Raw genomic sequence first — 18,014 nt, 5'->3', positions numbered from 1 at the left:
ATGTCGACCACGATTGAACCTCAGGTGCTGAGTGGCGTCATCTCCGTGTAGGCCGTGACGGTTCCCGCCAACGCGACGGGGAGCGAGCACCGCGCCCACCACTGCTGCGGACAGGCTCCCCTTCTCAGACACGGCGTTTGAGGAAGCCGTCGGGCTACCGGAGGAAGTGATCGCTGCCGAAGCCACAGGAGACGGAGGACTCCAAGTCCCAGCCACCACGCCGTCCGGGGTCTATGTGCCTTCCTGGATCTTCTCAGTGATATCCGTGATCGCCGTCATGATGTCGTCCAGGAGCGCGGCAGCGATCCGTCCGACGAGATCGATCGTGGTCCCGGTGATGATCCCTTGTGGCCCGAGTGATCTGATCGCATTCCGTGCGGAGCGGTTGTGAATGAGAGCCGGCTGGGATCTGTTCCAGGGTGTCGAGAAGGCGTCCTATGAGGCGGAGAACGATCTCAGAAAGTGGCGGACGAGTCGGCGCGCTGAGGCCTCCGGGTCCGACGTCGCCAGGTTCGCGGCACCAGCATTGGCTTCGATGAGAAGGACGATGTCCATCCAACCGACATCGGCACGGACCTCACCGGCCCTCTTCGCCGCTGCCAGAATCTGCTCGACAGCAGACTCGAGAAGGCTCTTCTCGGCGTCGAACCTCGTGCCGTGAAAGAAGGCACGGACGACGAGGTCAGCACAGACCTGATCGCGTGCCTGTTCCACACAGGCCCGTTCGAGAAGCTCAGACAGCGCCGCCCACCCGTCGGGAGCCTTCTGAACCGCGTTGATGGCATCCATCCACCACGTGAGTTGACGTTCGAACACCGCGTCGATGAGTGAATCTCTCGTCGGGAAGCGGCGGGACAGTGTCGCAGCCCCTACGCCGGCGCGGCGGGCGATCTCAGACATCGGCGCACCGAGCCCCTCCTGCGCGAACAGCGCTTCGGCGGCATCCACGATTCGGTCGCGATTCTCTCGCGCGTCTGCTCGAAGCACCATGCCCCCATCGTAACAAGTGGAAGATGAATACCATTTAGTGCTACCGTCACTAAGTGGAAGCAGTCCTTCACTTATAGAGAATTCGGCCAGGGAACACCCATGAAGTCAGCGCAGTTCCGCCGTTTCGGCGATCCCAGCGTGATCGAGATCGCGGATGCTGACGTGCCCCGCCCAGACGCGGGCGAGATGTTGATCCGCGTTGCCGCAATGAGCGTCAATTCCGTCGACGCGGCGCACCGCAGCGGCAAGCTCGGCTTCATCGCGGGCACTCGCCTTCCCCAGGGACTCGGCATCGATGCCGTCGGCACGGTGGAGAAAGTCGGAGCTCAGGTGGACGGATTCGCCATCGGCGAACGTGTCTGGGCCATTCGAAGCGGATTGGCCGGCTTGAGGAGTCCGACTGGCCTCGCCTCGGAGTTCGCGGTCGTCGATGCCCGCCGAGTAGCTCACGCGCCCGAGTCGCTCGACGACATCGAAGCAGCAGCGTTTGTGGTCACCGGCTACACGGCCCTCCGCGCCCTCCGCGATTCGCTGCGGCTGCGACCCGGCGATCGTGTCGTCATCCGGGGCGCCTCCGGCGGCGTCGGAAGCGCGGCGGTTCAGATCGCCGCCGCGATGAAGGGGCGTGTCGCTGGGATCGCATCGGAACAGAAGTCCGACCTCGTCCTGTCACTGGGTGCGGTCGAGGTCTTCGATTACGCGTCCGCGACGCCGTCGTCGGTCGGCTCGGCAGACGCCGTGTTCGACACCGTCGGGACCCAGCTTGCGGAGTGGCGACGAATTGTGAGGCGAGACGGGCGGATGGTGACAGTCGCTGTCCAGTCCCCGGCCGCGTTAGCGACTATCGGCCTCACATCGGTCCATGGTTCGCGCCGGATTCGTGCCTTCGCCGGGGAGCCGCCCGCAGGTCAGCTCGCGGCACTCACGGAATTCGTCGAGGCGCACCAAGTCCGTCCCGTTGTTCACCAGACGTTTCGCCTCGATGACATCCAGAAAGCCCACGAGGTGTTCGCCAGCCGCGGCATCGCGGGCAAACTCGTCATCACGGTTTGAACGCCGCACCCCCAGGATCGACCGCGAGCTGACGGAATCCGAGCAGCGGTGAGATCTGCCGTCCGATCAGATGGAAGACCCGAAGAGAGGATGAGTGGGCTCGGACTCGTCGGCCCCCGGCAGCTCCTCCACGCCGGAGCGCATGTGACTCTCGCGGTACTTGAACTCGCCAAAAGTGAGTAGGTGCTGCCGCTGGTCGCGTCCGGGAGCACGGTTCCATACCGAGATCCGCGGGCACAAGGCGTCCCGTAGGCGGCATGAGGCTCGTCCGGAATCCGCATCCTCACCTTCCCACGACCCCTGGACGCCGACCACGCGGAGGAGGTCGAGTTTCTCCGCATCCTCGGAACCCGGAGGCGCCGTATAGACGACGAGTCGGAAATCGACGTCGTGGGTGGTCAGAATGTCGCAGTCGAGCGTTACGGAGATCGGCGATGAGCGACGCGAGGCCAGGATCGCGAGGGTAGGCGCTTGCGGCCGTGTGCAGGTCGGCCACCAGGTCTCGCTGGAACGCCGTCGCCTCGCCATCTGCCCAGATGACGGGGATGTCGTTCGAGGTGAAGACGCGCCATACGAGATTGGCTTCTCGTCCTGCCCGCTCCATTCTCTTGATCAGAACCTGGATGTCGCCGGCGACGTCGGCGACGGCGCGGACCTGGGCAGGGTCCGTGATGTCGAGCTGGATCAGCTCGACATCGGACCAAGCTTCCTAGACGCGTGAAGCCGTGAGGACTGCCTGGTTGATGAGCGCTTCGATGCCGAACTCGGCACGTTCGGCGTAGGAGTCCTCGTCGAACAGCTTGCCGATGTGGGCGAGCCCCGGGCGGTCGTCCAGGACAGCCGGGGCGCGACGTGGTTCGGGCCGGTCGACCTGCTCCTCCTCTACGAGGCCGATCACCAGACAGTGCAACGCGAAGCTCGCTCGCACGGCGAGGACATTGCTCACGCCGAGCTCCAGGAACGCGGAGATGGTCACCTCGGCGTAGCGGAGCGCGTTGACGCCTGCGGTGTCCGTGCCGCCGACGACCCTTCCGCCGTCGCGGTGAGAGAGCATCGCGAACCGCAGCCTCCGGGTAACCTCCGCGATCCGCTCCCGCGGGTTCTCGGGGAGATCGTCGAGGGAGAGTTCGGCGAAGATGACGTCGGCCATCAGCTCGAACAGGCGAGCCTTGCTCTTGACCTGGAACGAGATCGAGTTCAGGTGCAGTCCCATGCGCTTGGCGACGCCGCGGAGCGTGACCGCTTCGATGCCGGCCTCGTCCAGCAGCGCAAGGGCCTCACGCACGACGTCCTCTTGATTGTGTCGCTTCATACTCGTCGCACCTCCCTCGTCCAGAATCCTGCCTGTCAGTCTAGGGAACCGAGGCGGTTGCACCCGGGTCAACGCGCGCGCCGTGGCGACAGCAGGCGACGCGCACTCACGATGTTGCAGTGAGCCGCCAGCCGGTCGCCCGGTCTCGTTCGCGCCAGAAGTCGGCGTATCGGCCGGCGGCGGCGATCAGCTCGTCATGCGTGCCGTGCTCGGCAATCACGCCGTTCTCGAGGAAGACGATCTGATCGGCGGCGGCGATGGTCTGGAGGCGGTGGGCGACGACGATGAGGGTGCGGTTCGCGGTGAGCGCAGTCAGCGCGTCCTGGACCAGTGCTTCGTTCTCGGCGTCGAGGGCCGCGGTGGCCTCATCGAGCAGCACGATCGGCGCGTCCTTGAGGATCGCCCTGGCGATCGACACCCGCTGGCGTTCGCCGCCGGAGAGGGCGCTGCCGCCCTCTCCTACCGGGGTGTCGAGTCCCTGCGGGAGCCGGTCGGCGATCTCACCGACGCGAGCGAGACGAATCGCGTCGTCCAGTTGCTCCTCGGTCGCGTCCGGTCGGGCCATGACGATGTTCTCGCGGATGGTGCCCGCGAACAGATACACGTCCTGGAAGACGAACGATAGCTGGCTCATGAGCTGCCTGGTGGGCATGGCGCGCACGTCGACGCCGCCGACTCGGACGGCTCCCGCTTTGACGTCCCAGAACCGTGCGACGAGCCGGGTGATGGTCGTCTTCCCTGCCCCGGAGGGTCCGACCAGGGCGGTCAGTGTCCGCGGCTTCGCGACGAAGCTGACCCCCTGTAGGACCTCGCGGTCGTCGTAGCCGAAGCGCACCTCCTCGAACTCGATCGAGGGACCACCGAGAGCGACGTCGTCGGAGGGCTCGGGTAGCGCCCGCGTGTCGAAGACGGCGTCCATGCGGTTCAGGTTGTTGCGGATCGGGCGGAGCGACCCGCCGGCAGCGGCGCCATCCATGAGGGGCTGCGCGAAGCGGGTGGCGAGGATCAGCAGTGCGATCAACTCGACCGGGCCGATCGATTCCCCGAGAGTGAAGGCGATTCCGGTGAGGAGAATGGTTGTGAACGCGGCCTGCACGGCGATCGAGAACCCGAACTCCCCGAACATGCCCGCCCGGATGATCATGGTGTTATCTGCCTTGCGCTGAGCGACGAGCGCGTCGTCGAGCAGCCGGTACCCCTTATCGGTGCGCCCGAATGCACGCAGCACCGGCTGGGTCTGTGCGAACTCAATTAGCCGACTCGCGGTGCGCGCATAGGCCCCGTGGGTGCGTCGGTCGGTGGCGTCAACGATAGCGCCAGCCCCTCGATACACCAGCCACAGGACCGGGACGGTCGCGACCGCGACCAGCGCGAGCTGCCATTCGAAGACGAACATCAGCGCCACGACCACTGCCGGGGTGACGAATGCGTTGATCAGCGTGCCGAGCATTTGGACCGGGAAGCCGGTGACGCTGAACACCCCGGCGCTCGCGAGCCGGGACACCGACCCGACCTTCTCTGCGTCGAACCATCCCAGCGGCAGCTTGGCGATGTGGTCCCCCAGGCGCTGCCACAGGTTTCTGGACATGGTGGTGGACGAGGTCATGCCGAGCAGTTTGGTGCGGTAGTTCAGCACTCCGAAGACGACGAGGATCACCGCCTCGATCCCGACCCACAGCCACATCCGATCGAGGTCTCCGTCCAAGAGTGCCCTGATGAGCGGGACGAGTAAGGCGAATGCGATGCCTTGAAGGATTGCGCCGATGACGGTGAGCACGATCAGCAGGCGCAGGGTGGGGGCGTCGTCATCCATGATGCGCAGGAACCGGCGGATCATCGGAGGACCTCCTGCCCGGGACGCACCTCGGGATGCCACCGCGCCGCGCGCTCGTGATCCGCCCACAGCCGCGCATAGATTCCGTCGTGCTCCAGCAACTCGTGGTGCCGTCCTCTCTCGATGATCCTGCCCCGGTCCACGACCGCGATCTGATCGGCCTCCTGGACCGTCGACAGCCGGTGCGCGATGACCAGCAGGGTGCGGCCCGCGGCCAGGGTCGACAGTGCGTCTTGGATGAGCGCTTCGGACTCGGGGTCAGCGAACGCGGTCGCCTCATCCAGGACGAGCACCGGCGCATCCGCCAGCAGCGCGCGGGCGATCGAGATGCGCTGTGCCTCGCCGCCGGAGAACAACGCGTCCTCTCCGACGACGCTGTCGTACCCGCGCGGCAGGTCGAGGATGCGATCGTGGATCTGCGCTGCCTTGGCTGCGTGCTCCACCTCGGCGAGTGTCGCTTCTGGACGGGCGAGGCCGATGTTCTCCGCGACGGTGGTGTTCAGCAACTGAACGTCCTGGAACACGAATGTCACGCGCCGGTACAACTCGCCCGGCGCCAGGTCTCGAAGGTCGACCCCGCCGAGCGTGATCCGCCCGTTATCGGGGTCCCAGAATCGGGGGATCAGCTTCGCGATCGTGGTCTTGCCGGACCCGGACCTGCCCACCAGCGCCGTGGTCGTCCCCGGCTCGAGCCGCAGGTCGATGCCGTCCAGGGCGGCGTGCTCGCCGTCGTAGCTGAACCGCACGTTCTCCAGGGCCACCGTGGTGTCCTCTGGGATGGCTGGCGTGTCCGACTCGGGCAGCGTCTCCGTCGCCAGCAGCGCCAGGACCCGGTCGCTGGCCTCGGACGCCTCCGTCATCGGAGTCGCGGCGGAGAACAGCGCCAGCAGCGGTCCGGTCAGCCACAGACCGAGCAGGATGAACGGGATCACCTCGACGGGACTGACCCACCCCACACCAACGAAGACCGCACCGCCGGCGACGATCACGACCAGTGACGTCAACGGCGCCAGCACGGTCTCGGCCACCGAGCTCACTCGCAACGAACCGCCAAGGAGGTCGAACATCACCGTCACGAAACGGTCGGTAGCATCGAGGAACCGGCGGTAGGCGCGGCCGCTCTGCCCGAAGGTCTTGATCACGCTGATGCCCTGCACGAACTCGACCGCCGTGCCGCTGATGTCGCCCATCGCGGTGGAATACTCATCCATCCGCGGCCGGAGCTTCGCGAGCTGAGCCCCGAACAGTCCCAGGCCGATCAGCAGCGGCAGCATCACGACCAGCGCCATCGCCCAATTCACCGCGAACAGATAGACCAGCGTGACGATCGGCACCATCAGGCCGTCGATGACGTTCAGACCAGCATGTGCAACGAGGTGGTGCATGGCGAGCACGTCGTCTGAGACGCTCTTCTTCACTGCTCCGGAACCGCGCTGCGTGAACCACCCCAGCGGCACCTTGCCCAGCCGCTGCGCCATCCGTCGGCGCACGATCAGTTGGAACTTGGTGTCCGCGAGATGGGTGATCCCACCCGAGACGAACACGCAGGCCAGACGCACCACTACCGCACCCACGGCAACCCAGCCCCAGAGCCACACCGCATCGGTAGAACCCTCCCCCGGCACGAGCAGCACCTGCGCGACCTGCGCGACTGCGATGAACGGAACCACGGAGGCAGTCGCTCCAATCACTTGGATCACGTACGCAGCGAGAAGCCGCCCACGAATCGGCTGCAGCAGTCGCCACAGTCCGCCGAACCCAGGCATCGCAGCTCCACCGGCACCGCTCACCTTCTCATCGACCTGCGAGTTCGCAGAGCCCATGCATTCCACCTCCTGGATCGGACTCCGTATGGCGCGCTGCCACACCGCACCGATGGCCAAGGCCCGCAGCACGCGGTGAGATCAGTCGGCAGTAACGAGTCTGTACTTGGTCAGTGAGCAAGTCAAGTGATATCTTGTTCATTGACCAACATGGGAGATGATTCGACGGTTGAGGCGGGGAGCGCGTGCACGGTCAACGGGGATCGTGCGCCGTCCGACGTCAGCGCGTGTCACCCCATCCCGATGGGGACCTCTCGCCGCTGACGTCACATCATCGGAGCCATAGCAGGAGCATGACCGGCGTACAGGAACGCAACGAAGGGGATCCGCCCGACCTGGGGCAACAGGGAGATCAAAGAGGGTTTCAGCCCCTTCTCGCCCAACCTGTCGACGCTGCCGACACTCATGGCCGAAGGCGGCGGCTCAGGCATCACGACGATGCCGGTGCTTCAGTCGCTCGCGCAGGCTCGGGACAAGTGGAATGCGCTGCGGAGCCGGGACGAGCGGTCCCGCAGGATTCTGGTCCCCTTTTGGTCCCCTTATCCACGGGGAGCGGGTTCGAGGCCGTCCGCCCGTCCACAACCGACCTGTTGGCACCGCGCCAGGGGGACCAGAGGGGGACCAAAGAAAACGACCCTCGGACATGACGAAGCCCCGGTGAGAAACCTACTCTCACCAGGGCATTTCTGTCGGGCTGACAGGATTTGAACCTGCGACCCCCTGACCCCAGTCAGGTGCGCTACCAAGCTGCGCCACATCCCGTTGTTTACTTTTCAGGCCGAAACAGCCGCTAGCCCCCTTAACCCCCAGGTAACCCTGGTAGCCGGTTTTCTGGACTTTCGGGGCCGCAACGCTGCGCAGAGGGCTCCAATTCACGTCATGCATTGTATGGGTGTGGTCCCGCTCTGGTCCCGGCCCATGTCAGGCTCTCTCGGCTCGGTCCGCCGAGATGGATCGCGCCGCTTCCACTCCTACGTGCCGTAGTAGGTGGCGCCACCAGCAGTGTCGGGTTTGCTGCGATGCCGCCCACATTTCCTTTCCTGGCAGTGATCTACCGGGCACGAACGTATCGAGCGGGGCGTCGGCCTGCATCATGATGCGAGTTCCAGTGCGACCGACTCCATCGCTGCTCGCAGCATCTGCCCTGCTCGCGGATCCTCAGGAGCGACCCGAGCGACCACACGCTCGGCGAGCGAGAGGAGTTGACGCCCAACCGCCTCGGCGCTGCCGAGCGCCTCCATATCAGACAGCGGCACGACGAGGTTCGCCGAGAACCGGCCCGACGCAGCAAAGTACCGCGCGTTATGCACGCCCGCATGTTCCTCGGCCGGCTCGAGCGTCCCGCCTATGCGCAGCGTGATGTCAAGTTCGTAGACGCCGTCGATGGCCACGGGTGCAAGCGCGCGGCGGAGCGCCCGCCGGACCGCGACCGGATCCGGGCCGCTCGGCGTCGCGCCGCCCATGATCGAGCTGATCGTGACATTCACGCCACACTCCCCCTATTCCGGGCCACGTGCGCGCCATTCAAGACCCGACCAGCCCTCCGGCCCTGCCTGACCAGCCTATAAGTGCGTGGTGTGTAGCGCTGCAACGGCGACGCGGCCGAGTAGAACAGGCGCTCCCCACGCTCGGTCCCGCCCTCATTGGGTTTCGACCGGATCAGGCCCGGCGAGACCGCCTGATATGACGGCCGCCTTACTGCGGAAGCTCGGACGGCGCTGATGGGGCTGGTCCCAGCGTGAGCGAAACGAGCCTGGGCAACTCTTGCGCAACCTCCGAGAATGTGACGTCGAGGTTCTCGAGCCGTGTGCGGATGCGGATGCGATCGGGTATCGCACGGCGCGTGACGTCGCCTGATTCGGCAACGCTGCTCGCTGCCGCCGCGCTGGTGGGGCTCAGCCTCGCCGCCATCGCCGCTCCACGCACGACGGCGATGGCGGGTTGCGGACTACCGCTCGGTGTCTTCGATGGTTCGATTGCGACCGGAGAGGTATCCGAGCGCGACGAGGATGACGCTGATGATGACGAGCCCGATGAGTGTTGGGACCCAACTGATCACCGCGTCGTGAAGCGCGCCGAAGGCGATCGGGCCGGCGGCAGCGATGAGGTAGCCGATCGATTGCGCCATCCCGGACAGACTGGCGGCTTGGGCGTGGTGGGTCGTGCGCAGTCCGAAGAAGGAGAGCGCGAGGACGATGTTCACGCCGCCAGCGAACCCGATGATGCTCATCCAGAGCAGTGCGACGTGGGGAAAGAGGAGAAGACCGAGGAGCCCAACGATGAGGAGCAGCGGCCCCGCCATCGCGAGGAGGCGTTGGTCGCGCATTCGGGGAATGAGCGCAGAGCACATGAGGCTCGCGAGGATACCGAGCGCGTTCAGGAGGAACTGGTGCACGCTGATGTCCGCGGCGCTGATGCCGGCGTCCGCTTCGATCGAGGGCGTCCACGTGATGACGGTGTAGAACACTACGGACTGAAGGCCCATGAATGCCGTGACCTGCCAGCCAAGCAGACTCCTCCACGGCGAGCGCCATCCTGTGCTGCGGAGCTCACTGTCTCCGAAAACGATGTCCTCCTCGGAGCTGGTAAGTATCGTTCGGCGTCGTAGCTGCGGGGCGAAGAATGCGAGTGCGATGAGCGCGAGACCCGCCCACATCCCGAGAGGCAGTCTCCAGCCGAGCGCCGTCAGCCCGGCGAGAGGCGCAGCGATCCCGGCGGCTATGGCTGCGAACGTCGACTGTACGGCGGAGTACCCGCCGGTGACCTGTCCGATCCGCGTCGGGAGATCGCGTTTGATCAGTGCCGGGAGAACGACGTTGAGTATCGCGATCGACACGCCGATCGATGCAGTGCCGATCCAGAGCATCGCGATGGACGGCGCCGACCGTAGAACGAGACCAGCGGCAAGCATCAGGAGGCTGACGCCGATGGTCCGTTCGAGCCCGATGTGATGAGCAAGGCGAGGTGCGAGCGGGGAGGTGATTGCGAACGCGAGAAGCGGCAGACTCACCAACAGCGATGCCAGCAGAGAAGAAATCCCGATGGACTGCTGGATGTCGGGGAGCACAGGGCCAACGGTTGTGATCGCTGTTCGGAGGTTCCCGGCGACCAGAAGGATTCCGACCAGTCCGAGTAGAGGTGATGTGGCCCGCGTCACACTCTTCGGGCGCGTCGGGGCTGTGGGGGTGATCTTCGTCGTCATTCGCGTCCTTGTCGTCGCTTCTTGTCGTCGTTGAGCGCCGCGTACGCCGCCCTTCTTGTCGTTCGAGAGACGCACGAACGCCAATCATGCATCTGCACGTGGCAGATCGCAGATGGCTCATTACTTCTTCCAGTAGCTCGCGGCCTGGATGACGCGGCGCGGAACGCCTGCCCTCTGGAGCCCCCTGCTGAGCGCATGGGCCAGGGCACGCTCGCCCGCGATGCCGACCTTGTCGGGGATCATCGGGAGAGGGCGTTCGAGTACGGCCCGACACAGCACATCGGAGGCGACGCGTCGATCGGCTGGCGTGGGCACACGAATCACGGTGACATGACTGCCGGGGGACTCCACCTGCGGCATCGAAGCCGCGCCGCGCGCGAGGTAAACAGTGGTCGGAACGGTGTCGGGGGTTTCGTTAGCGATTGCCAGGGCGGCGGGTGTGCCGCTCTCGTCGGCGATGAGGAGCTGCCAGCGGGCATAATCACCGACGCGGTACTTCCGCCCCTCGTTGACCATCTCGACCCGGGAACCGATTTCGGCGTGCCGCGCCCAGGTGGTGAGGGGGCTGTCGCCGTGGAGCACGATGTCGAAGTCGATCTCACATTGCGCCGGACGGAACCCGCTCACCGTCAGTCGCCGTCGGAGGGGGCGCGCGAGTGCTGCGACAACGCTGTACTGAGAGGCGGCCGTCCAGGGGTCGGCGATGGCGGGAAGCATGTACCGCCACGCCTCCTCATCAGCCCATGGGATCAGCAGAGTGCATCGTTGGTCGCCGCCCTGATACGGGAACGACGCGAGATCGAACCCGCTCAAGGTGACCCGCATCACCCCGTCGGCCATCGAATGTCGATTCGCAACGGAGAGCTCCAGCTTGCGCCGGAAAAGCCGCGCAGAGATTCGCGCGGGAAGCCCCTCCTCGAACAGCGGGCTGTTGCGTGGTGTGAACATGTCGGTCCAGCTTTCTAGCGCGGCGGATCGAGTCATTACTTGATTAGGACGCCCTAACTTCAAGGATCAGAGTACCCTATCTGGAGCAACGCGGGAAGCGGAGAGTCCAGGAGGAGCATGCCGGCACGGAAGCACAGCCGACAGAACGTGATCGATGCTGCCTTGCAGCTTCTGAATGACGACGGACTCGACGCGGTGTCCATCCGCGAGGTGGCCCGACGGATGCGCGTGAACGTGAATACCGTCTCCTTCCACGTGGGCACGAAGGCGCGCATGCTCGGACTGATGTCCGATGCAGTGCTCTCGCAGATGTCGCTGGAGGATCTGCCCGCGGATGGGTTCGACCGAGTCGAGGAGATCCTCCGCCGGTACCGTGACACGTTGCTGGCGTACCGAGATGGTGCACGCCTGACCGCAGGGAACGTGCCGCTCGAGGAACACGCGCTTCGTTTCGTCGAAGCACTCACATCCGCGCTCGCACGAGCCGGCGTCCCCGATGGTGAGAACGTACTCGGAACCTGGGCGCTGTTCTACTTCCTCCTCGGCGTCACCCAGGAGCAGCAAGCAGCACAGGGAGCCTCACCGGATACGGAGGTGGCGCTCTCCTCAGACGACTATCCGGCCTTGCACCGACTCGGTCCCGGCTTCACTTCCGTCAGCTTCGACGAACGCTTCGAATTCGGTCTCCAGGCGATACTCGGGTCACTGCGGACCGCAATCCATGGTGAACCGGCGCACACACACGACACGACCGCGGGGTGACGATTCATGCGGCCGAGCGGGCACCCGAGGGCGAGACTCCGGACTATCGCTCAGTGAGGCCGGGCAAGACTCCCGCCTGAAGCGCGAGGATCACGCATGGATCGAGGACCCGGGAGACGACGGTCGAGCTTCTCGAGCTCGAGCAGTTCGCGTCGTCCAGACAGCTCCACCACCTGCGTCAGCTCGTCAGCGCCGGATGGGAGCGCGGTTCATCGGGTACACGATGGGCCCGTCGGGAATGGTGGTCGTCGCGGCGAGGGCAGCCGTTCCGGCGGTCGGAGGATGCAGCGGCAGCGGGTCATCCGGCAGGGCTCTCGCCCGTCAGGACCGTGGCGAGTGTCCACCGGGTCCGCGGTTCAGTCGGTGTCACCGCAGCCAACTGAGCGATGCGCGCCTGCATGTGCGCCAGCATCTCGCGCAGCTCAGCTTCTGTCGCATCGAACCCGGACAGGGTGAAGCTCACCGCGGAACCCTCACGGTCAGCCAGGGCCGTCTCGGCTTCCGCCCATATCCGCGTGATGAACGCTGCGAGTTCGGCGCTGCGCCGCTCGTCGGGGAGATCTCGGAACTCGTCGGCGCTGACGAGAGCCTCACCGGGCGTGAGCGCGTAAGTGCGCTCGACCCCGCCGCGTATCGGCTTCTCCGACACGACCGTGAGGAGCCCTGCTTCGTGAAGGATCCGGATGTGCCGGTACACGCTCGCCTGCGCGACATCCGGGAGGCGCTCTCTGATCTGGTTCGTGGTCAGGTGACGCCCACCGACGTGCAGGCCGAGAATCCTTGCCCGCACGGGATGCAACACCTGCGATGCCTTCGAGGTCGGTGGCTCTTTCACATTGGTTATCATAGTTGAGAATCAATGTGAGGGAGTTCAATGCGAACGTGGGAGATCGTCCTGGTCGCCGTGGTGACGGTCACCGCGGTGGCGCTGTGCTGGAGCCGGGTGCGCCGAGGCATCGTCGGGATCGCGTTATGCCTGGTTCTGGCCGTGGCGATGGGGGCTCACCTGTTGCTCGAAGGGGATCGATGGCAGCTGGCTCCGGCGTATCTAGCGGCGTGCCTTGCTGCCCTCGCCGTTGTGTTCGCCGTTGTGCGCCGAGGCCGGCGGGGCGGGCGATCGGATGCCGCGCCGACGTCGTCGCGGCGATTGTCCGCGGTCCTGCGGGCGCTCTCCGTCACGGGGATCGGGCTCGGGCTGCTCACCGCGTGGGCGATTCCGGCCGTGAGCCCCGTGTTCGTCGCGACCCCGACGACCGGGGACTGGAAGGTCGGGACGGTGTCGTTCGAGGTCGGAGGCGACTCCCCTGTCTCCGCACAGGCGTGGTATCCGTCCGACGCCGAGGGTCCGCAGGCCCCGTACTCCGAGCACGGCGATGCACTTGCAAGCGGGCTCGCACGGGCACTCGGCATGCCCGCGATGCTGTTCAACACCGTCGGCATCAGCGAGAGCACCGCCGCGTGGGACGTACCTCCTGCACACGGTCGGCATCCCGTCGTGCTGTTCTCGCACGGGATGGGCGGATTCCGCGGGCAGAGCTCCTTCCTCGTCGAGGAGCTGGCGAGTCACGGATACGTGGTCGTCGCGGCGGACTATCCCGAAGGCGCTGCGGCATCGGTCACATCGCACGGTACGCAGCTGCTGGAGCTGCCCTTGCCGAGCGGATTCGCGCAGCTCGACGCGCTGATGGCGTCGTGGGTGGACCGTGCCGGTCAGGTACTCGACGCGCTAGAGGGGTTGGATGCCGGTGAGGGACTCCTGGCCGGAACTCTCGATCTGAATCGCATCGCGGCCGTCGGCCATTCCTACGGCGGAGCCGTCAGCTACCAGCTGCTCGCCGCCGATCCGCGTATCGCTGCCGCCGTCGACCTGGACGGCGTCCCGTATGGGCCTGTGCATCCGCCGCTGTCGAAGCCGTTCCTCCTCGTCCACGCGTCCAAAAGCGTCGACAGGGCCCAGTACGACGCAAAGCTGGATGCCGCCGGGATCACCGACCACGAACCCTATGACGAGATATGGCGGACGCAGCAGGAGCGGTATGCCTCGGCGACAGCCGGCAGCGGGAGCACGGCGATCATCGACGGCGCCGACCACATGACCTTCACCGACTTCCCGAACTTCTCCCCATTGCTGGCTGGCGACGAGCCCCACGCGAAACAGGCGAAGATCCGGTTGGCAGTGTTGGCTTTTCTCGGCCAAGCTCTCTCACCTTGAGCCTGCGCCACATCCCGTTGTCCACTTTTCAGGCCGTTGTTCATTTTTCAGGCTGAAACAGACGCTAACCCCCTTGACCCCGCCCCACCATCGCGAGTCGAGTACGTCGACCGCCTCACAAGGGAGCACCGTCATAAGGGAGCACCCTCACCGCGAAGCGCGCCCGCCGACAAGGGTGATGAACACGCTGAGGTCCGCGAGCGCTTGCGGCGTGCGCGGCAGGGTGTCGACCAGCGCCGGTGAGTGCACAAGATATGCCGCCCACTGCGCCCGCGAGATCGCCACGTTCAAGCGATTGGGCATCAGAAGGAACTCGAGTCCGCGCGGCGCGTCATCAGCACTCGAGGCGGCAAGCGACACAATGGCCACGGCTGCCTCCTGCCCCTGGAACCTGTCGACGGTGCCCACCAGCACAGAGCCGAAGCCTGCGTTCCGCAGACGATCGTGAACCAGTTCGACCTGGGCGTTGTACGGTGCGACGACGATCACGTCTGACTGCGCGAGAGGCACTGTCGCAGGCTCCCTGGCACGACCGGATGCCCACGGCCGGCCGAGCAGGCCGCGCACGATTGCCGTGACGGCATCCGCTTCTTCGCTCGACGACGTGGAGTTGCCGTCGTGGGCGACGGGAACCGGGTGCAGCCCCGGGGCGACTCCGTCGATGCGGCGGGCAGAAGCACGCGAGTGCAGCTTGCCCTCGTACGAGAGGGCGGACACCGGCGCGCAGACGGCTTCGTGCATACGCCAGCTCGTCGCGAGAAAGTACCCGAACTCGGCCGGGAGCACATCGTGTCCGTCGTTCAGCCAGCCGAGGGCAGACTGGTCGACGGGCTCGGGATGCGTGCCCTGACTGACCTGGGGAAGCTGTTGCGGGTCGCCCAGCAGCAGCATCCGCTGCGCGGCGACCGAGCATGCGATCGTGTTCGCGAGGGAGTACTGCCCGGCCTCGTCGATGACGAGCAGGTCCAGTGATCCGGGTTCGACACGGTCTGCCTTGCAGAAGTCCCACGACGTGCCGCCGAGCACAAAACCGCCGGGCTGCGCGGCGAATGCGGCGACGGTCTTGCTGCCGAGCGCTGTCCACTCGACCGGAACAGCTTCGTCGCCGCTTCGCGGCTTCTTGCCGACCCGTGCCGGATCGACCCCGGCGGCGAGCACCGCCTTGAGCATGTTCTCGACGGCCGCATGAGATTGTGCGACAACACCGATCTTCCAGTCATGGTCGCGCACGAGGTCGGCGATGACGCGTGAACCGGTGTAGGTCTTTCCCGTGCCCGGCGGGCCCTGCACCGCGAGGTATGACCTGTCGATTCCGAGCAGGCTCTCGCGGATCGCGCCGATGTAGTCCGGCTCGGGCTCAGAACGATCGACAGAAGCCGGCGCGCCGACAGGCGCCGAGCCGCCCGCCGGTGCCGAGACCTCGGCCGGCGCAGAACCACCCGTCGGCGCAGAACCACCCGTCAGCACGGAACCACCCGCAGGCACAGAACCACCCGCAGGCACGGAAACCCCGACGAGCGGCGCACCTCTCGGTGGCACCCGGCGCAGGATGTCGAGTGCGGCATCCGGAATCATCGCCGGCAGCCCGGCCAGAACGCGGCCACCCCAGTGTGAGATGGCGGATTCCTGGTCGCGGGTGAACGGCGGCTTCGGCGGCGTGAGGGCGATCGGCAGCTCGGAGTAAGCGGGCGCGTCCCGTTCAAGCATCTCTTCGATCACGAACTCGGTCTCGTCGATGACCTCGAGAACGCTCACACGATTGTGTGTTGTGCGCGCCCCCGGCTCTGTGCTGCGCGTGATCGGCGGGTATGGCTCGGCATACATCAGAAATGGGCTCGTGCCGACCTTGATCGAGCTGCCCGGAGCGAGGGCGCCGCTCACCCGCAGCACACGGCGCGAGGTGCGCTGACTGCCCTCGTGGTACCAGTCACGCTCGACGACGGCCCGCTCGATCACGAGCACGTTGCGCGTCTCCGCCCACTCGTCCACCGGTGCGGTGAGCCGGGCGAAGTGCTCCCACCAGAACGACTTCTGTTCGCGCCGGTGATAGTCGATCGCCGCGGATGCCAGCGCGAGCGCCGTCTGGTCGGCATCGCGTTCCGCGGTCGGCACGGCGCGCACGACCTGCTCGAGAGCGAGAAAGACGGGGTCGGGGTCGCGCTCGGGCACCTCGAGTTCGATGCGCGTGGCGGGAACCACTCCGGACTCAGCCGCCCGTGCCCTCAACCAGTCCCTCAGCTTCAGCGTCGAGACGCAGTCGTACTCGTTGTAATCGGCGATCTCCTCCAATATTCTCTCTGCGGCATCTGTTTCACCGGCCGACCGCAGCCGCATCGCCTCAACGTATGCCGTGATCGAGTCACCGGCGGTGGTGACGTCGCTGGCGCGCAACCGGTCACCCATATAAAGGGGTTCGAGCTTCTTGAGCGAGTAGCTCCGGCTGCCCACCCTGATCGCCTGACGCACGATGGGATAGAGGTCGACGAGAACGTTGTTGCGCAGCAGGTCGTCGACGGCTTCTTCACCGACACCGTGCCGCGCCGCGAGGGTCAGCAGATGCGTCTTCTCATATGGCGCGTAGTGATAGACGTGCATATCGGGATACGCCTCACGACGCTGACGGAGATACGCGAGAAAGTCGATCAGGGCCTGCTTCTCCTCCGCCAGGGAGTGCGCCCAGAACGAGACGAACCGCTCGTCGGGTTCGACGAGCCCGAACAGGTAGTCGAGGCCCCACACCGACCCCTCCTGATAGAGCGGGTCACCCTCGAAATCGAAGAAGATATCGCCGGCGCTCGGCTCGGGAATCGCCTGAAGCACCCGTGGATTCGCCGTGATCCAGGGCAGAGGCTCCCCCTCGCGAGGTGGAGTGATCTGCAGCTGGGCCTGTTGCCTGAGGCCCATAAAGATCTGGTCCGTCATGCCGGGAACAGGGCCGGCGGCAGCGGCCAGCTCCTCGATCGAGGTGATGCCCGCCGCTCGCAGCTTGGCGCGCTGGGTGAGCCGCAGACCCGCGACGAGAAGGACGTCTCTGTGTGCATGGACCTGCTCGTCGCAGACGTCGCATCGCCCGCACGCGCTGTAGCGTTCGTCGCCCCACACGGAGGGTTCCGTTTCGGCGACGCGTTCGTCGATCATGCGTTCCAGGCGGGCACGTCGTTCCAGGTAGACGGGCATGATGTCGCGGATGCGATGGCTGCTCGTGCTGTTGTCGCCGAGCAGCAGATGCACGTATTCCCCGATCGGAATGCCCTGAAGCTGCAACTGCTCGGCATAGGCCGCGAGCTGAAGCAGGGCTGTGATCTTCGCTTTGCGCGCGAGTTTGGTGTCGTACACCTCATAGACACCACCGGAGCCGACGCCCTCCGCACCGACGCCCTCCGCGCCGCCGCCGTCCGCACCGGCGCCCTCGTCGGTTCGCTGGATGAAGTCCGCGTACCCGAGGAACCGTCCGTCGAAGAAGGCCGCTTGAAACACGACCTCCGCACCCGCGGCGAACGCAGCGGATGTCTGCCGAACGGCCTCGAGGATCGCGCCCCGATCGGGGGGAGGCCTGCCGATCTCGACGACGTGACGCTCGGCACGGAGTCGCTCGAGCATCCGCTCTTCGTGCCTGTCGCCGAGCCTGGCCGCACGCTCGAGCATGTCGTCGACGGTCTCTGGCGGCACGGGGATTCGGCCCAGCTTGTAGTCGAGCTTTCGCATCAGCGCCCACTCGCAGTTCGCAGCCGCTGTGAGGTCGCTCGCCGAGTAGACGACGGTGTCATCGAGGATGAACAGAGTAGGCCTCCCAGCGAGTGTGTTTTCGCGAGCCCAGCGTATCCGTTGCCGCCGACATCGACCGCGGGGTGACTGCACGAAGAGGGCTTCGGCGCATC

14 protein-coding genes, 1 tRNA gene and 1 pseudogene are annotated in these 18,014 nt (G+C 65.9%); 4 read left to right on the top strand and 12 right to left on the bottom strand.

All coding sequences use genetic code 11. From position 1 onward, the window contains the following. Positions 1–435: 435 nt before the first annotated feature. Positions 436–990 carry a TetR/AcrR family transcriptional regulator gene (locus ACYVF5_RS15385; RefSeq protein ID WP_460947983.1) on the bottom strand — a complete coding sequence of 185 codons (555 nt, stop codon included), beginning with the start codon at positions 988–990 and terminating at the stop codon, positions 436–438. 99 nt (positions 991–1,089) lie between these two features. On the opposite strand from ACYVF5_RS15385, the gene ACYVF5_RS15380 reads away from it, so the two are divergent. Continuing rightward, positions 1,090–2,043, top strand: a complete 954-nt coding sequence (locus ACYVF5_RS15380; RefSeq protein WP_460947981.1) for a quinone oxidoreductase family protein — start codon at positions 1,090–1,092, stop codon at positions 2,041–2,043. A gap of 283 nt (positions 2,044–2,326) precedes the next feature. Here ACYVF5_RS15380 and ACYVF5_RS15375 read toward each other — a convergent pair whose 3' ends face one another. From ACYVF5_RS15375 to ACYVF5_RS15360, 4 genes are all read right to left on the bottom strand, one after another. Further along, positions 2,327–2,647, bottom strand: a complete 321-nt coding sequence (locus ACYVF5_RS15375; RefSeq protein WP_460947979.1) for an MmyB family transcriptional regulator — start codon at positions 2,645–2,647, stop codon at positions 2,327–2,329. Between the two features lie 105 nt (positions 2,648–2,752). Continuing rightward, a complete protein-coding gene (locus ACYVF5_RS15370; RefSeq protein ID WP_460947977.1) occupies positions 2,753–3,355 on the bottom strand; it encodes a TetR/AcrR family transcriptional regulator C-terminal domain-containing protein in 603 nt (200 codons plus the stop codon). A gap of 106 nt (positions 3,356–3,461) precedes the next feature. Beyond that, positions 3,462–5,192, bottom strand: coding sequence for an ABC transporter ATP-binding protein (locus ACYVF5_RS15365; protein WP_460947975.1), 1,731 nt, complete (start codon positions 5,190–5,192; stop codon positions 3,462–3,464). Beyond that, the gene (locus tag ACYVF5_RS15360; RefSeq protein ID WP_460947973.1) at positions 5,189–7,012 is read right to left on the bottom strand and encodes an ABC transporter ATP-binding protein; all 1,824 of its coding nucleotides are present in this window, start codon (positions 7,010–7,012) and stop codon (positions 5,189–5,191) included. The genes ACYVF5_RS15365 and ACYVF5_RS15360 overlap by 4 nt, the downstream gene beginning before the upstream one ends. Positions 7,013–7,396: 384 nt before the next feature. Between ACYVF5_RS15360 and ACYVF5_RS15355 the strand changes: the two are divergent. Beyond that, positions 7,397–7,495, top strand: a pseudogene (locus tag ACYVF5_RS15355) (TraM recognition domain-containing protein); the annotation flags it as partial. Between the two features lie 206 nt (positions 7,496–7,701). On the opposite strand, the gene ACYVF5_RS15350 reads toward ACYVF5_RS15355, so the two are convergent. From ACYVF5_RS15350 to ACYVF5_RS15330, 5 genes are all read right to left on the bottom strand, one after another. Further along, positions 7,702–7,774 (bottom strand) — tRNA-OTHER (locus tag ACYVF5_RS15350). Positions 7,775–8,103: 329 nt separating this feature from the next. Beyond that, a complete protein-coding gene (locus ACYVF5_RS15345; RefSeq protein ID WP_460947971.1) occupies positions 8,104–8,499 on the bottom strand; it encodes a hypothetical protein in 396 nt (131 codons plus the stop codon). A gap of 208 nt (positions 8,500–8,707) precedes the next feature. Next, positions 8,708–8,923 carry a hypothetical protein gene (locus ACYVF5_RS15340; RefSeq protein ID WP_460947969.1) on the bottom strand — a complete coding sequence of 72 codons (216 nt, stop codon included), beginning with the start codon at positions 8,921–8,923 and terminating at the stop codon, positions 8,708–8,710. A 37-nt stretch (positions 8,924–8,960) separates the two neighbouring features. Further along, the gene (locus ACYVF5_RS15335; protein WP_460947967.1) at positions 8,961–10,214 is read right to left on the bottom strand and encodes an MFS transporter; all 1,254 of its coding nucleotides are present in this window, start codon (positions 10,212–10,214) and stop codon (positions 8,961–8,963) included. 120 nt (positions 10,215–10,334) lie between these two features. Then, a complete protein-coding gene (locus ACYVF5_RS15330) occupies positions 10,335–11,162 on the bottom strand; it encodes a siderophore-interacting protein (RefSeq protein ID WP_460947965.1) in 828 nt (275 codons plus the stop codon). Between the two features lie 117 nt (positions 11,163–11,279). On the opposite strand from ACYVF5_RS15330, the gene ACYVF5_RS15325 reads away from it, so the two are divergent. Further along, positions 11,280–11,924 carry a TetR/AcrR family transcriptional regulator gene (locus ACYVF5_RS15325; RefSeq protein WP_460947963.1) on the top strand — a complete coding sequence of 215 codons (645 nt, stop codon included), beginning with the start codon at positions 11,280–11,282 and terminating at the stop codon, positions 11,922–11,924. Between the two features lie 298 nt (positions 11,925–12,222). On the opposite strand, the gene ACYVF5_RS15320 is transcribed toward ACYVF5_RS15325, so the two are convergent. Further along, entirely contained in the window at positions 12,223–12,759 is a 537-nt protein-coding gene (locus tag ACYVF5_RS15320; RefSeq protein ID WP_460947961.1) for a helix-turn-helix domain-containing protein, read from the bottom strand. A 39-nt stretch (positions 12,760–12,798) separates the two neighbouring features. On the opposite strand from ACYVF5_RS15320, the gene ACYVF5_RS15315 reads away from it, so the two are divergent. Then, on the top strand, positions 12,799–14,136 hold the full coding sequence (locus tag ACYVF5_RS15315) for an alpha/beta hydrolase family protein (protein WP_460947959.1): 1,338 nt from the start codon (positions 12,799–12,801) through the stop codon (positions 14,134–14,136). Between the two features lie 147 nt (positions 14,137–14,283). Here the strand turns inward: ACYVF5_RS15315 and ACYVF5_RS15310 are convergent, their stop codons facing one another. Continuing rightward, the gene (locus tag ACYVF5_RS15310; RefSeq protein WP_460947957.1) at positions 14,284–17,841 is read right to left on the bottom strand and encodes a TM0106 family RecB-like putative nuclease; all 3,558 of its coding nucleotides are present in this window, start codon (positions 17,839–17,841) and stop codon (positions 14,284–14,286) included. Positions 17,842–18,014 lie beyond the last annotated feature (173 nt).

It is taken from the genome of Okibacterium endophyticum, assembly GCF_054780075.1.
The sequence above is the reverse complement of the archived record's forward strand: the minus strand, read 5'-3'. Positions and strand labels throughout refer to the sequence as shown.